This is a genomic window from Pseudomaricurvus albidus, from assembly GCF_018863235.1.
GTDB lineage: Bacteria > Pseudomonadota > Gammaproteobacteria > Pseudomonadales > Cellvibrionaceae > Pseudomaricurvus > Pseudomaricurvus albidus.
This window is the reverse complement of sequence record NZ_JAHKRS010000003.1, coordinates 365,994-380,999: the sequence shown is the minus strand read 5'-3', so window position 1 is coordinate 380,999 and position 15,006 is coordinate 365,994. Positions and strand designations below refer to the sequence as shown.

Sequence of the window (15,006 nt, the reverse complement as noted above, 5' to 3'; positions counted from 1 at the left end):
AGGGCCGTTGAAGACTACGACGTTGATAGGCTGGGTGTGGAAGCGTTGTGAGGCGTTGAGCTAACCAGTACTAATTGCCCGTGAGGCTTGACCATATAACTGATGTAACTGGATGTTCGCAGACAGTGCACCGGACAGATATGTGACTGTAGTTCGCTACAGACAAAGAAAGACACACACAAGAACAGCATTGAATTAAACAACTTTTGAATCGCTTTTTGCTCCTGCAAAAACGATTTACCCTCCTTCCCTGGAGGGCAATCCGCCACCCTATTTGGCGTGCGTGAGGCGACAGGATCTCGAATCTTGTCATAAGACCGGCACACACCCAAACCAGTTTGGCTGACGACCATAGAGCTTTGGAACCACCTGATCCCATCCCGAACTCAGAAGTGAAACGAAGTATCGCCGATGGTAGTGTGGGGCTTCCCCATGTGAGAGTAGGTCATCGTCAGCCTTTAAATCTAAAACCCCTGATCGGTAACGGTCAGGGGTTTTTCTTTATCCGGGGTTTAAAACTGGCTGAAAGCATATCTAAGGCCCACTGGCTTCGCTGGTGGGCCTTTTTTATGGTTGGGTGTTTGTGAGCGTGTGCTGCGGGCAGCTGTGGTGTTTATGGCGCGCTCTGGGGCTGCGGGAGTGGCTGGCTAGTGCAGAGAGTGAAAAAGAACGGTGCTCCGCTAACGGTCTTCAGGCAGTTCAGGTTGGTAGTCGTAGCCAACCTGACGGTAGAGCTCGAGTATGCGTTTTTGTGCCAGTAGGGCTTCCATTCTGCGGTCATAGAGTTCGGCGAGTTGGTGCCCGCGTTCAGTGTTTTGGAAAACCGGATAGAGTTGTTGTTCGATAAGGGGAATGATGCGGAAGTCAGACGCTTCGAGTTCTGTCTGGCTATTTAGGGCAATACTGATGTTGTCGTCATCGTTAAGGTATAACTCAATACGCCCTCCTTTTAACATATGCAGTCCTTGCTTGACGCTATCCACAACCTGATAGCTCGATTCTTCAAGATCAAAGAGGTATTGGTAGTCGAAGCCTTTGTTCCAGGCTATCAATTGGTGTGTGTTGTTTAACAAAGTATGAGGAATTGAATGGTTAATTTGTATTTGATGGTAAAAGGCGTTGTTCGCAGTAATCGCAGCACTAACAAATTCGGTTGAGATAGGAATGTTTGGAGTATGAAGCTTGTCTGGTTGATAAAGAGGGGCTGGGGTTAAGTAGCTTTTTTCCCAGTCCGTCAGATACATGTCAATCTTGCCACGCTGAAGATCACGGATACTGCGTCGTATGGGCAGGATACAGGTAATAATCTTATATCCCTCAGCCTCAAAGACTTCTTTTACTATTTCGAAAAATACGCCTCTGCCTTCCGGTTCACTGAACGTGGGATAGAAAGGGGCGGCCACGGTGATGTGGTCTGCTGGCAAGACTGTGTCAGTACATGCATGTGGCTGCATTGGGAGCAGCCATAGGGCAGAGAGAGTGAGAGTTGTTGTGTAACGCAAGGAGTCGTACCTCTAATTGATTGCTCCTTACGTTACCCCAAACGTGAAGGATCAGACCTTAAATGATCGCTTTAGCTTCTTCTCTACCATGACCTTTTTCAGTCGAGCGTACTGTGGAATGCCGTTCTTGTAAGGAGGATAATCCTCTCCCTGAATCAATGGCTCGAAATAAGCTCTACCCTTTTCAGTAATACCAAAACCATCGCGAGTGATAAAATCGCGAGGCATCATTTTCTCCACATTGGCAATTTGTTCGAGCGGGGCTTCTTCAATGGTCCACTTGTATTTCTTGCCTTTGCCGCGAACAATGGCTGGCATGACGGCATTCTTGCCGGCAATGGCCATTTCGACAGCGGCTTCACCGACTGCGTAGGCCTGTTCGACATCGGTTGCCGAGGCGATGTGACGAGCGGCCCTCTGTAAGTAATCGGCCAGAGCCCAGTGATATTTATAGCCAAGCTCATCTTTAATCATATGAGCGAGAGTTGGTGCGACACCTCCCAGTTGGGTATGACCAAAGGCGTCTACCTGGCCAGAGTCCGCCAGGAAACGACCGTCCTTGTATCGAGCGCCTTCTGAAGCAACGATGGCGCAAAAGCCGTGTTTTTTAACGGTAGCTTTTACCTTTTTCAAAAACTTGGCTTTATCGAAGGCAATTTCAGGGAAGAGTATGATATGGGGAGCATCACCTTCCTGCTCGGCTGCCAGTCCACTGGCGCCGGCAATCCATCCGGCATGACGTCCCATGACTTCGAGAATAAAAATATTGGTTGAGCTGGCGCACATGGAGGCGACATCCAGTGCGGCTTCTTTAATCGAGACGGAGACGTATTTGGCCACAGAGCCAAAGCCCGGGCAGTTGTCGGTAAATGGCAGGTCGTTGTCGACGGTTTTGGGGACATGGATAGCCTGGATGGGATAACCCATGGTCTCCGACAGTTGCGAGATCTTCAGGCAGGTATCGGCGGAGTCTCCTCCACCGTTGTAAAAAAAGTAGCCGATGTTATGCGCCTTGAAGACTTCGATCAGGCGCTCATATTCTGCGCGATTTTCTTCGAGGCTCTTCAGTTTGTAACGACAAGAACCGAATGCCCCCGACGGGGTGTGACGCAAGGCGGCAATGGTCTTGGCGGACTCTTTGCTGGTATCAATCAGTTCTTCACGCAGGGCGCCGATGATTCCGTTATGGCCAGCATAGACCTTTCCAATGTCTTTCTTGTGTTTGCGGGCGGTTTCAATCACTCCACAGGCGGAAGCGTTGATGACGGCAGTCACGCCGCCGGACTGTGCATAGAAAGCGTTTTTCTTGGCCATGAACGGTAACCTTAACGTTAAATAAGTACCAGCAGAGGGTGGGTCATTATTGACTGTAGATCTGGTGGTGGGTGTAAGCAAAATGAAAGGCGCGCATCATACGTGAATCTGATCGAAAATTCACCGTTTCGGGTGGATTCTGCGACAGTATGAACACGCGCCGCGGGAAGGAGTTTCAGGTTTGGCGGTTGCGGTTGGATAGATTCTTAACAGCCATGATAAGCTAACCGAAATCGACAGAGTGATCATTATGCACATACATATTCTAGGTATTTGCGGCACCTTTATGGGCAGCCTGGCACAGTTGGCCAAAGCCCGGGGCCACAAAGTGACGGGCTCGGATGCCAATGTCTATCCACCTATGAGTACTCAGCTGGAAGCGGCGGGTATCGAATTGATCGAAGGCTTCGATCCTGCACAGCTCACTCCAGAGCCTGACCTGGTCGTGATCGGCAATGCCATGAGTCGTGGTAACCCCGTGGTCGAGGCGGTTCTTAATCAAGGATTGCCGTACACGTCGGGGCCGCAATGGCTCTGTGATCATTTGTTACAGGATAAGTGGGTATTGGCGGTGGCTGGTACTCATGGCAAGACAACCACTGCCTCGATGCTCACCTGGGTGCTGGAATACGCGAATATGGAGCCTGGTTATCTGATTGGCGGTGTGCCCCGCAACTTTGAAACCTCTGCCCGTCTCGGCGGCAGTCCCTTCTTTGTGGTGGAGGCCGACGAATACGACAGCGCCTTCTTTGACAAGCGTTCCAAGTTTGTTCATTACCGCCCCAGAACTGTTGTGCTGAATAACCTTGAGTTTGATCACGCGGATATCTTTGCCGACCTGGCGGCAATCCAGACTCAATTTCATCATCTGATTCGCACTGTGCCGGGTAATGGCCTGATTGTGGTGCCGGACAATGAGCCAGCTCTGGACGAGGTGCTGGAAAAAGGCTGCTGGACACCGTTAGTGCGCACCTCGGTGCAGGAAGGCGACTCATCTGCGCCCCTCGGTGGTTGGCAAGCTCAGTTGCTGAGTGACGATGGCTCTCGTTTTGCGCTTTGGTATGACGGTCAGTGTGCCGGTGAAGTGGACTGGTCTCATACCGGTTTGCACAATGTGCGTAACGGTATGGCCGCGGCCGCGGCGGCTCGCAATGTGGGCGTTACACCGGAGATTGCCGTACAGGCTTTGTCTCGATTTGAGGGGGTAAAGCGTCGGATGGAATGTCTGGGCAATGTCTCCGGTGTCTCTGTGTACGATGACTTTGCCCACCATCCAACTGCGATTGAAACCACCTTGAGCGGATTGCGGGCTCGGGTGGGCAGTGACAAGATCATTGCGTTAATTGAACCAAGATCCAATACCATGCGTATGGGTATGCACAAATCGCAATTGGCGGCTGCGACGGCGAAAGCTGATCATGTACTCTGGTTGCAGCCAGATGATGTCAGCTGGTCCCTGCAGGACGTGGTCGATGCCAGTGAATCGGCGCAATTGGTCAGCAGTGTGGACGACATGATCAGTGCTTGTCTGGCGTTGGCCAAACCGGGTGCTCATGTGGTGGTGATGTCCAACGGCGGCTTTGGCGGAATTCACCAAAAACTGTTGTCGCAATTACAAACCATTGCGACGGAGGAATCCTGAGATGAGTGTGTATTCGCAAACCGTGACTTTGGCGATCACCGGGGCATCGGGTGCCCAATATGCGTTGCGCTTGTTGCAGTGTTTGTTGGCCGCCGATTGCCGGGTCTATCTATTGCTGTCCAGTGCAGCGCAGGTGGTGATCGATACGGAGACCAAACTGACACTGCCGGATGGTCTCGAAGAGCAGCAGGCATTTTTATCAGAGCGTTACGGCGCCGATGAAGATCAGTTGGTAGTGCTGGGGAAAAAGGACTGGTTTTCTCCGGTGGCCTCCGGTTCCAGCTCTCCGGCCAAAATGATTATTTGTCCCGCCAGTGGTGGAACCCTGTCAGCGATTGCCTGTGGTGCCAGTAATAACCTTATTGAACGTGCGGCGGATGTCGCCTTAAAAGAGCGCCGTCCCCTTATTCTTGTTCCCCGTGAAGCGCCTTATTCGGAAATCCATTTGGAGAACATGCTTAAACTCACTCGCATGGGAGCCATGATTATTCCTGCGAGCCCGGGCTTTTATCATCGTCCCCGTAGCATCGAAGATCTGGTGGACTTTGTCGTGGGACGTATCCTGGATCAGTGCGGGATCGATCAGGACATTATGCCGCGTTGGGGGGAGGACTAACCTCCGGTGTGGACTGAATTTACACGTAGTGAGTAAAGCCAATGAGCGCTGATGAATTGAATGTACCAACACGATTGCTGCCATTAGAAGGCGGGATTAATTTCCGGGATTTAGGTGGCTATGTCACCGATGATGGGCGCGAAGTCAGTTGGAGAAAAATCTTTCGCTGCGGTCATCTGGCGAATCTGACGGAACAGGATATCGAGACGTTGGCCGACCTGAACGTTACCGCCGTTCATGACTTTCGTCGCGAAGATGAGCAACAGCGCAATCCCAGCCAATCCCTGCGGGCTGAATTTTACAACGATTACGCCATGTCTATTGGCAGTATGTCGAAATTTTGGGAGTACATGGCATCGGAGCAGCTGACGGCAGAGAGTGCTCATGACCTGGTGGTGGGCTCCTATCGTTCCTGTGTGCAGGATGTGGCACCGCATTATGCTCGGTTGTTCCGCTCTTTGTTGGCCAATGGCGACAACGCCAGTATTTTTCATTGCTCCGTTGGCAAGGACCGAACCGGCTTGGCGGCGGCATTAATACTCTCTGCTCTAGGGGTACCCAGAGAGACGGTCGTGAATGACTATCTGTTGACGCAGGAATATTTTGATATCGATGGGCTGATGCTGACAGTTGAACAGCATTTGCGGGACGCCAGGGTGGAGCAGTGGGAGCGCAGCTGGTTACTGCCCTACTGTGGTGTTCACCAGGATAACATTGAAGCGTTCTTTGAGGGGGTCGAATCCGGTTATGGCAGTGTAGAGCGTTATCTGCAACAGGGTCTTGAGCTCAGTGATAGCGATTTGCAGGTCTTTCGCAAGATGTATCTAAACGAGTAAGCGTTGCCGTACAGTTGGATGCAGGACTTGAGGCAATGGGCCGAAGAGAGGTTGGAGAGATCTAGTCGGCCAGCAACAAATACACCAACACGGCAGTGAGAGCAGCACATAACAGCAGACTTAACAGCAACAATGTTGGTGCGTGTTTTCGGGGTTCCGGTTCAGTGCGGTTGCCGGGAGAGGTGGGTTTCGTTTTCCATTGTTTTGCGCTGGTGTCGATGGACTTTTTCTCCACGAGTTGTGGAGCTGGGAGCACTCGTCGCTTGCGCTCACCGGTATCCGGTCCAATGGCCTGAAAACGGTATACATCGAGTCTGATTTTGTCGCCGGATTGGATAATTCCTTTCTGGACTCGCTCGTCATTGACATAAACGCCGCTGCTGGAACCCAGATCACGAATGTGAAGCTGATGGTTTTCAATCGTGAATTCGGCGTGTTCACGGGCGAGCTGGGATGCAGAAATACTGATGTCACAGTGACTGCTGCGACCCATAGTGCAACGTTCCGACGAGATGACAAATTCCTGACCGGCGAGTGAACCGCTGTCTGCAACCAGCAGCCAGTGGCTGTTGTCGGATGTTGTTGGGCTGGAAGACAGTTGACTGCCTTCAAGTGGATCGAGAATGTCGAATTCAATATCCCCCAGGCGGATCGTGTCGCCCGGGAGCAGTTCTTTTTCGGTGATGCGTTGTCCGTTGACATAACAGCCCTGCCGGCTGTTGTTGTCCTTCAGGAAAAGGCTGTTGTTGGCGGTAATTAAGCGCGCGTGCAGTTTGTCGAGACTGTCTTCATCGACGCTGAGGTGATTGTCCGCCGCCGAACCAATGGTGTAACGCTTTTCGATGATCCAGATCGGCGGTTGCCGCTGGTCTTTAAACTGAATCTTCAGCATGACACGTTTGAGGTAAGGCTGCAGGAACAAGATGGCAGTGGGGGATGCAGTACTGATGTGTCCATTATGTGTCCTGGTAACTTTACGAGGGGCGTCAAGAGAGGTGCCCTGTTAAAAGTAGACGCCGTCGCAGGGATTATACAAACAATCAGCCGGGCCTCCCAGTTTGGCGGCCCGGCTGATTGTGGGGCGTGCGAAAGGCAATTGGTTAAAAACTGAACGAAACCGGGTGGGCTGGCGCAAACTGACCACAAATGTTTCTGCTGCACAGGTATATGGCAGCCTTTCCAGTTTCCCTTTTGCGAGTGATTTACTCATAATACACAGCTTTATATAGGGCTGTCAGGACGACGGCTCAAGATCGATCCAAGGCGAAAATATGTTTCAGAAACTGGTCAGTTTGTACCGCTCATTTGTGATTGAGCGTCCCCGATTAGCATTGATATTGGTTGCTCTGCTGACAGTGGGAATGGCAAGCGGTTTACCGAATTTCAAACTGGATGCTTCATCGGATTCCCTGACTTTGGAACACGACGCCGATCTGGATTATTTTCGGGAAATGAATCAGCGCTATCAAAGCGGTGATTTTCTGATTGTTACCTTCCGTCCCCAGCAGGATCTTTTTTCTGATCAATCCATTCAATTGATGCAGGAACTTTCTGCAGAATTGTCCCAAGTGCCTGGCGTTGTCAGTACCTTGTCGATGCTGGACGCTCCATTGCTGTACAGTCCGAAAGTTTCTTTGGGAGACATCAGCGAGCCCAGAACCCTGTTAACGCCTGGGGTTGACCGGCAGGCGGCCAAGCAAGAGTATCTGACCAGCCCGATCTACAAGGAAATGCTGCTCGGTCCCGACGGACAGACCACAGCCATTATGCTGAATCTGGAAGTCAACAACCGCTATATCGAGATGGTTCGCCATCGCGACACTCTGCGTCTGAAGCGCGATCAGGAAGGACTGACTCCGGCGGAAGAGGCGGAGCTGGAACAGATTACCCGCGAGTTTCGCGATTACCGAACCCAGGTGACGGCTGAAGATCACCAGCGGGTAGAGCAGGTGCGGGAGATCGTTGCGGACTATCAGGACCGCGCGCAGATCTTTGTCGGCGGTGCCACCATGATTACCGCGGATATGATCGATTTCATTAACAGTGACCTGAAAACCTTCGGGGTGGGGGTGTTGCTGCTGATGATCATTGTAATGGCGGTTATTTTCCGGCAGAAACGTTTTGTGATTTTACCGTTGCTCAGTTCAGCCGCGGCGGTTGTGATCATGTTGGGCTTTCTCAGTTGGATTGACTGGCGTCTGACCGTTATATCGTCCAACTTTGTCGCCCTGCAGTTAATTATCTCTCTGGCCATTACCATTCATCTTCTGGTGCGTTATCGCGAATACCACGCCGAGGAGCCCGACACGCCTCTGTCAGAGTTGGTGATGGAAACCGTGTCGTTTATGGCGCGTCCCTGTCTCTACGCGACCTTGACCACCATGGTGGCCTTTATCTCACTGGTAGTGAGCAATATTCGCCCGGTGATCGATTTTGGCTGGATGATGACCATGGGGCTGGCGGTGTCTCTGATTCTGTCGTTTGTAGTGATTCCGGCGGGGTTGATGATCCTGCCGAAAGGTGAGCCCAAAGGTAAGGCGAGAGACGCGGCGCGTGGCAAGGCCGCGTTTACCCTGGTGTTCTCACGTTTTACCGAGCGCTACAGCGGCCTGGTATTGTGGTTAAGTGTGGTGCTGGCTGTCGCGAGTGGTTACGGGGTCAGCAAGCTGGAAGTGGAAAATCGCTTTATTGATTACTTCCACAAGAGCACGGAAATCTACAAGGGCATGTCCGTCATTGATAAAAATCTGGGCGGGACCATCACTCTGGATATTGTGCTAGATGCGCCGAAGATGGACGACACATCTGGACAGGGTTTTGGCGATGAAGAGGATCCGTTTGCCGAGGTAGGCGGTGCCGAGGCTGATCCTTTCGCGATACCCGGCGGTGACGATCCATTTGCCGAAGCCGATCCTTTTTCAGAGCAGAGCGATTCTTCTGCGGCGCCGGTCAATCATTGGTTTACCGTGGCCGGGCTGGAAGAAGTCAAAAGCGTTCACGATTATCTGGATTCTCTGCCGGAAGTGGGCAAGGTGCAGTCTTTGGCGACGGCCTATGAGGTGGCCAATGATGTTAACGGTTCGGCGTTGAATGACTTTGAACTGGCTCTGTTGCAAAAATCCTTGCCGAAAGACATCAGCGACATTTTGATTGAGCCTTATCTGGCTGCCGAGGCGAATCAAACCCGCATCACTTTGAGGGTGATGGAAACCTACCCCGGCCTGAACCGCAGTGAATTGCTGGAAAAAGTTCGTCATCACATTACCCATGAGCTGGGATTCGCACCGGAAAACGTGCATATCTCCGGCCTGCTGGTGCTCTATAACAATATGCTGCAAAGTCTCTACAGCTCCCAAATTGTGACTCTGGGGGCGGTGTTTGTCGGCATCATGTTGATGTTTGTAGTGCTGTTTCGCTCATTGCTGCTCGCCACGCTGGCGATCATTCCCAACCTGTTGGCTGCGGCTGTGGTGTTGGGAGGCATGGGGCTGGCAGGTATTCCGCTGGACATGATGACCATTACCGTTGCCGCTATTACGGTGGGGATTGGTGTGGACGATACCATCCACTATATCCACCGTTTCAAAGAAGAATTTGCTGTGGATGGCGATTACCACGCGGCCATGCATCGTTCACACGCATCCATTGGGCGTGCAATGTTCTACACCTCGGTGATCATTATTGCCGGGTTCTCGGTGATGGGGCTGTCAAACTTTATCCCGACCATCTACTTCGGTTTACTGACCAGCTTCGCGATGTTGGCGGCAATCCTGGCTGCATTGACCCTGCTGCCATGCCTGATTCTGTGGGTGAAGCCCATGGGAAAGCCCAAAGCTGACCTGCGGACTCCACAGGTCGGTCAGGCGTCTTCCAGCTAGTTTCTACTCTGCAACCGGCGGTGTAACAGCGGGAATAAACCCCGCTTGTTGCAGTGCCGGAATAATCATTTCCCGGCTGCGTTCGTTGTTTTGCAGATACAGGGCTGCCTGATTCCCGGGTGGATTAATGTGCAGCATTTTTCCTTTCTTGCCGGCAAGAATCGTTTTCCCGGTAGTCACTTCAATCCACTCACCTTTGGGTAAAAATACCTGCCGTTTCTGTCGTTGTTGAACCGGAGTGAGCATGGGTGCGACCATCAGGCTCTCGCCCAGCATAAATTGCAGATCGGTACTGGGCATTTTGGCGAAATACTGCTCATTGGGAAAATGCAGAAGTGGGTGGCGCACCAGTGGCCAGCCTTGATCCGAAGCTTCCTGCATGAGTTCCTTGCGGTAGGGCGTTAATGCCTGAAAGAGTCGGATATTGTCAGCGAAATGTTCAAGCAGTTCAGGTGAGTCATAGACCTGTGCATTGATTGCCGGAGTTAAGCCTTCTTCGGTTCTCAGCAAGCCGGTGAGAGCGCTGAGTTCAATCCAGCGCTGCAGCAACTCGGGTGAGCGGTGCAGGGCAAAGCTGGGGCTGTCGCTGGAGTTGCTGTCAGTTTGGGGCAGGGTGAGATCTTTGGGCAGCAGCCATTGGGCCAGATTGGGAATGGCCTGCTGCATCGAGGTGTAGCCGCCGGTGTCCGTATGGCTGATGGATAGTCCACTGATGCCGCTGTTGAGCATCGCCACGACTGCACTTTGCAGACCGTCGTGCGCATCCCAACTGGTGTTTTGCTCGGCTGCAGAAAATGCACTCACCAGTGACGGGCTGTTGGTAAATCCGCTGCGCATCCACAGCAGAGCCTCTTCGCTCATCTTCAGCTCGCTGATTACTTCGTGGTTTAGACGCGCCCATTCCTGTGCGAACAGATTGTTCAGCTGTATGGGTGATTGATCATTGTGCAGCCTTGCCTCCATGGGCAGTGGCTGGGGAAGATCTGCAAACCAGCCGGCAAGCTGACGGGCCTTGACCTGTTTCTTGATGATGCCCTTCAGCCATTTGAATGCGTCCGGGTTGGTTAGGTCGACCACACCTGTTTCAGATTCACCACTGGCTTTGCTGCTTAGCGAGAGCAAATAGCCTTTGTCCCGGGCTTGCTGATACAGATCCGGCGCCGTTGAATGAGTCAGATTGGGGGTGACATATCCAAGCAGCCGCACACCGTCTTGCTGCAACGTTTTACGCAAGGTTTTCCAGTCTGGATAGCGTGGTTGTCCGTCGGACGTGACCTGTTGCCAGTCTTTCAGCCACAGTGCCGCTACCGGGACCTGATGGTCTTTGAGCTGTTGGTAGTGGCTCAAAACCTTATCGCTGCCACCTTGAAGACCAACGATGGCACCCTGTTGCGTCCACTCAGGCAGGCCCGCCATACGGCCGCTGAAAGCGGTGTATTGGCTGATGCATTCGAGCAGCTGGTTGCAACTGGTGAGGCGCACGTTAAGTGTGTTGGTGTAGCTGTGGATAAAGGTGCTGTGGCGCTGGCGAAAATCAAAATGGCTGAATCCGGCGTGATCCAGAAACACACTGTAGCGGGCGCTGCTCAAGAAGTAGGGCAGCGCCATGTCGCTGTTGAGGTCGGTGCCGGCTGCACCAGGGGTTTGTTCTTCAACCAGTGTGGAAATGGGCTGCTCACCGCGGCCAATGCCCTGTTGGCGAGACCATACGGGAACCTCTCTGCCCTTAAAGTTGAGCAGGCTGGCCTGCGATCCGAAACCGAAAACGGTTTCCTGCAAAGGGGCATCGAATCCCAGTGTCAGGTGATTGTAAGTCTCGTCGGTGGTCGCCATTGTCAGTAGCAGCTGATCCGCTTCGAGTGCAAAGTTCAGGTTAAATCGAGTAGAGCATCCCTCTGAAGTAAAGTGGCCTGCCAGTAATAAAGATTCACGGGTGGTTTCCACTTTATCCACGACCGCCTGAGTGCAGCTCTGCGCTGTGGTTGTCAGAGGAAGGCCCAGCGGCTGTTCTTTTGACGTTGCTGTTTTTGTCGGCGCGCTCAGGGTTGTCTGGTGCGCACTGATAAATGAACTTACCGGTGACGCGAAGATGGTTTCCTGCAGCTGGTGATCAAAAACACTGATCCTTTGTTGCTGCAACCGCACCTGATAGCGCGAGCCGTCGTAGACTGCTTCAAGGCCGCTGCTTTCGGGGGGCGGCTCACAGGCCGTAAGCAGTAAGGGAAGAGTGGGCAGGGCGAGATGGCGTAACAGCCGACTGAGCAATATTCTGGACAATGTTCTGACCTGTGAACTGAAGTAAATCACAGGTTATCATAGCTGTTTGGTGATCGTCAGTGACGCGCCGGTAGTGCGTTGACCCCTTGTGGTGATAATGTGCACTGGGTTCATCACCAACACATACTTGTTCACAACGCCAGGTTAAGAGTCTTGTCTATGACGTTTTCAATTGCATTGAGGCTGGCCAGCCTTTGTTCCAAAACGACACTTCGCTCCCTTGCAGTTGCCTCTCTCTGCGCTTCAGTGTCGTGGACTGCGCTGGCGACAGACGTCGAACCGATTATTCGCTATGACAGTATCCACCATCCGGTGATTGGCGAGCGTGGCATGGTGGCGACACAGCACCGGTTGGCCAGTGAGGTTGGGGCCGAGATCATCGCTGCCGGAGGCAATGCCATCGATGCCGCGGTTGCCGTGGGATTTTCGCTGGCGGTGGTACTACCGCGTGCCGGCAATCTGGGCGGCGGCGGATTTATGATGATCTACCTGGCGGATCAGAAGAAAACCGTTGCGCTGGATTATCGCGAGATGGCACCTTCCGGTGCGACACGGGACATGTTTTTAGATGACGACGGCAAGGTAGACCCTGCCCGAGCGCGTTTCAGTCTGCTGTCCGCCGGGGTGCCCGGTACGGTTGCTGGGCTGATTCATGCCCAGCAACACTATGGACGACTGTCGCTTAAGCAAGTGCTCACTCCGGCCATTCGTCAGGCAGAGCAGGGGTTTGTCATGACTCACGATCTGGCGGAAAAGCTGGCCGGCGCTTCCCACTTGCAGCGCAATAAGGCGTCTCTGAATGCTTATTACAAGCCCGATGGCTCCCCTTACAAGGCGGGCGAGCTGCTGCGCCTGCCGGATCTGGCCTGGTCGCTGAAACAAATTTTATTGCATGGCGCCGATGCGTTTTACAAGGGCAAAATTGCCGACAGGATTGTGGCTGAGATGTCCGCCAACGGCGGGCTGATTACTCATGAGGATCTGGAAAACTATCGCGTGGTGGAGCGTGAACCTGTGGTGGGTAACTACCGCGGTTATCAGATTGCCTCCATGCCGCCGCCCAGCTCGGGTGGCGTTCATGTGGTGCAGATGCTGAATATACTGGAAAACTTTCCGTTGAAGGACTTCGGAGCCGGCAGTGCGGCCACGATCCATCATATGACAGAGTCCATGAAGTACGCCTATGCCGATCGCAGTAAATATCTCGGTGATCCTGACTATGTCACGGTACCGGTAGCCAAACTCACGGACAAGGCCTACGCCCGCAAGCTGGCGGATCAGATCGCGCCTGACAAGGTGAGGCCTTCCAGTGACATTTTACCCGGTGCTGCGCTGGCTACTGAAAGCCATAACACCACACACTATTCCATCATGGATGCTGAGGGCAATGCGGTAGCGAACACTTACACACTGAACTTCTCGTTTGGTTCCGGCATCACTGTGCCCGGTACCGGCATCATACTGAACAATGAAATGGACGATTTCTCCGCAAAACCCGGTGTGCCCAACGCCTATGGCTTGATCGGTGCTGAAGCCAACAAGATTGAACCGGGCAAGCGTCCGCTCAGTTCCATGACGCCGACGCTGGTGTTCAGGGATGGTGAACCGTTTCTGGTGACGGGCAGTCCGGGAGGCAGTCGCATTATTACCACGGTGCTGGAAACCATTACCAATATGATTGACTTCGACATGAACGTTGCCGAGGCCGTCAGTGCCCCCCGTTTTCATCATCAGTGGCAACCGGACATGTTGTTTATGGAGCCGGGTTTCAGCCCGGATACTCAGGCGCTATTGAGGCAGCAGGGCTACAAGTTAAGACAGGTATCGACGATGGGCAGTGCTCAGTCTGTGACGACCAGACAGGGCGTGTTTTTGGGCGCTGCAGACCCTCGCAAGCCGGATGCGGGCGCGGTGCCGGTGCCCGAAAGTGATTAGGCCGTTAGACTCAGGCTGCTAAACAAAAACGCCCCTCAGGTGAATACCGGTGAGGGGCGTTTCATGGAGTTAGAGCGGGTTTAAGCTCAGCAGCTTTGCAGCAGAAACTCCATCAGTGCTTTCTGGGCGTGCAGACGGTTTTCCGCCTCGTCCCAGACCACGGAAATGGATTCGTCTTCCAGCAGCTCGGCACTGACTTCTTCACCGCGGTGAGCCGGCAGACAGTGCATGAAGATCGCATCATCGTGAGCCAGCGCCATCATTTCGTGATTCACCTGATAGCCGGCAAATTGTGCTTCGCGTTCTTTCTGTTCTTCCTCTTGTCCCATAGAGGCCCAGACATCGGTTGCTACCCAATCTGCGTCTTTGACGGCCTCTTTGGGGTCGCGGGTGATGGTCACCCGGTCGGCGTGTTCGGCCACCAGTTTAGGGTCGGGATCAAAACCTTCAGGGCAGGCGATGTTCAGTTTGAAGTCGCACATGGCCGCGGCATTGATGTAGGAGTGACACATATTGTTGCCGTCCCCCACCCAGGCTACGGTCTTTCCCTGCGGGTTGCCGCGCTGCTCAACGTAAGTCTGAATGTCGGCCAGCAGCTGACAGGGGTGGTAATCATCGGTCAGGGCGTTGATCACCGGCACGCGGGAAAACTGCGCGAAACGTTCAATTTTCTCGTGTTCAAAGGTGCGGATCATCACCATGTCCACCATGCGCGAGAGTACGCGCGCGGAATCTTCGATCGGCTCGCCGCGGCCCAGCTGGGTGTCTCTGGGAGACAGGAACAGCGCAGAACCGCCCAGTTGCGCCATGCCCGCTTCAAATGATACGCGGGTGCGGGTGGACGACTTCTCAAAAATCATGCCCAGCACTTTGTTCTTAAATGGCTCGCCGGCGCCGCCCTGGGTGTGCAGGGCTTTCATTTCAATGGCCCGGTTGATGATTTGCATCAACTCTTCGGGGGTTAGGTCGCGCAATGTCAAAAAATGTCTGACTGACATGCTGGATC

Annotated in this window: 10 protein-coding genes and 2 rRNA genes; 7 read left to right on the top strand and 5 right to left on the bottom strand. The window is 53.2% G+C overall.

Translation table 11 applies throughout. The features are described 5' to 3' along the window. Positions 1-95, top strand: a 23S ribosomal RNA gene (locus KOI40_RS08190); the annotation flags it as partial. Positions 96-341: 246 nt separating this feature from the next. Next, a 5S ribosomal RNA gene (gene rrf / locus KOI40_RS08185) occupies positions 342-457 on the top strand. Between the two features lie 223 nt (positions 458-680). Here rrf and KOI40_RS08180 read toward each other — a convergent pair. Together KOI40_RS08180 and KOI40_RS08175 are read right to left on the bottom strand one after the other, a co-directional pair. After that, on the bottom strand, positions 681-1,454 hold the full coding sequence (locus tag KOI40_RS08180; protein ID WP_216097006.1) for a hypothetical protein: 774 nt from the start codon (positions 1,452-1,454) through the stop codon (positions 681-683). 99 nt (positions 1,455-1,553) lie between these two features. After that, complete coding sequence (locus KOI40_RS08175; protein WP_216097005.1) at positions 1,554-2,816, bottom strand: 6-phosphofructokinase; 1,263 nt, start codon at positions 2,814-2,816, stop codon at positions 1,554-1,556. A 250-nt stretch (positions 2,817-3,066) separates the two neighbouring features. Here KOI40_RS08175 and mpl point away from each other — a divergent pair, with 250 nt between their 5' ends. From mpl to KOI40_RS08160, 3 genes are read left to right on the top strand one after another with little or no spacing between them, the layout of a single operon-like run. Continuing rightward, the gene (gene mpl / locus KOI40_RS08170; RefSeq protein ID WP_216097004.1) at positions 3,067-4,458 is read left to right on the top strand and encodes a UDP-N-acetylmuramate:L-alanyl-gamma-D-glutamyl-meso-diaminopimelate ligase; all 1,392 of its coding nucleotides are present in this window, start codon (positions 3,067-3,069) and stop codon (positions 4,456-4,458) included. Between the two features lies 1 nt (position 4,459). Next, positions 4,460-5,074, top strand: a complete 615-nt coding sequence (locus KOI40_RS08165) for a flavin prenyltransferase UbiX (protein ID WP_216097003.1) — start codon at positions 4,460-4,462, stop codon at positions 5,072-5,074. Between the two features lie 41 nt (positions 5,075-5,115). After that, positions 5,116-5,910, top strand: coding sequence for a tyrosine-protein phosphatase (locus KOI40_RS08160; protein ID WP_216097002.1), 795 nt, complete (start codon positions 5,116-5,118; stop codon positions 5,908-5,910). Positions 5,911-5,971: 61 nt separating this feature from the next. On the opposite strand, the gene KOI40_RS08155 is transcribed toward KOI40_RS08160, so the two are convergent. Further along, positions 5,972-6,802 (bottom strand): FHA domain-containing protein, encoded by an 831-nt coding sequence (locus KOI40_RS08155; RefSeq protein WP_216097001.1) that lies wholly within the window; start codon positions 6,800-6,802, stop codon positions 5,972-5,974. A 379-nt stretch (positions 6,803-7,181) separates the two neighbouring features. On the opposite strand from KOI40_RS08155, the gene KOI40_RS08150 reads away from it, so the two are divergent. Further along, entirely contained in the window at positions 7,182-9,788 is a 2,607-nt protein-coding gene (locus KOI40_RS08150) for an efflux RND transporter permease subunit (protein ID WP_216097000.1), read from the top strand. 3 nt (positions 9,789-9,791) lie between these two features. Here the strand turns inward: KOI40_RS08150 and KOI40_RS08145 are convergent, their stop codons facing one another. Then, positions 9,792-12,065, bottom strand: a complete 2,274-nt coding sequence (locus KOI40_RS08145; RefSeq protein ID WP_216096999.1) for a TIM-barrel domain-containing protein — start codon at positions 12,063-12,065, stop codon at positions 9,792-9,794. Positions 12,066-12,224: 159 nt separating this feature from the next. Here KOI40_RS08145 and ggt point away from each other — a divergent pair, with 159 nt between their 5' ends. After that, positions 12,225-14,000, top strand: coding sequence for a gamma-glutamyltransferase (gene ggt / locus KOI40_RS08140; RefSeq protein ID WP_216096998.1), 1,776 nt, complete (start codon positions 12,225-12,227; stop codon positions 13,998-14,000). Positions 14,001-14,086: 86 nt separating this feature from the next. Here ggt and argF read toward each other — a convergent pair whose 3' ends face one another. After that, positions 14,087-14,998 (bottom strand): ornithine carbamoyltransferase, encoded by a 912-nt coding sequence (argF, locus tag KOI40_RS08135; RefSeq protein ID WP_216096997.1) that lies wholly within the window; start codon positions 14,996-14,998, stop codon positions 14,087-14,089. Positions 14,999-15,006: the final 8 nt, after the last annotated feature.

Bases quoted from the DNA above. Each gene is read 5' to 3' on its own strand.
- mpl (WP_216097004.1), top strand. From the start codon at position 3,067: ATGCACATACATATTCTAGGTATTTGCGGCACCTTTATGGGCAGCCTG.
- KOI40_RS08175 (WP_216097005.1), bottom strand. From the start codon at position 2,816: ATGGCCAAGAAAAACGCTTTCTATGCACAGTCCGGCGGCGTGACTGCC.
- KOI40_RS08165 (WP_216097003.1), top strand. From the start codon at position 4,460: ATGAGTGTGTATTCGCAAACCGTGACTTTGGCGATCACCGGGGCATCG.
- KOI40_RS08180 (WP_216097006.1), bottom strand. From the start codon at position 1,454: ATGCAGCCACATGCATGTACTGACACAGTCTTGCCAGCAGACCACATC.
- argF (WP_216096997.1), bottom strand. From the start codon at position 14,998: ATGTCAGTCAGACATTTTTTGACATTGCGCGACCTAACCCCCGAAGAG.
- KOI40_RS08155 (WP_216097001.1), bottom strand. From the start codon at position 6,802: ATGCTGAAGATTCAGTTTAAAGACCAGCGGCAACCGCCGATCTGGATC.
- ggt (WP_216096998.1), top strand. From the start codon at position 12,225: ATGACGTTTTCAATTGCATTGAGGCTGGCCAGCCTTTGTTCCAAAACG.
- KOI40_RS08160 (WP_216097002.1), top strand. From the start codon at position 5,116: ATGAGCGCTGATGAATTGAATGTACCAACACGATTGCTGCCATTAGAA.
- KOI40_RS08150 (WP_216097000.1), top strand. From the start codon at position 7,182: ATGTTTCAGAAACTGGTCAGTTTGTACCGCTCATTTGTGATTGAGCGT.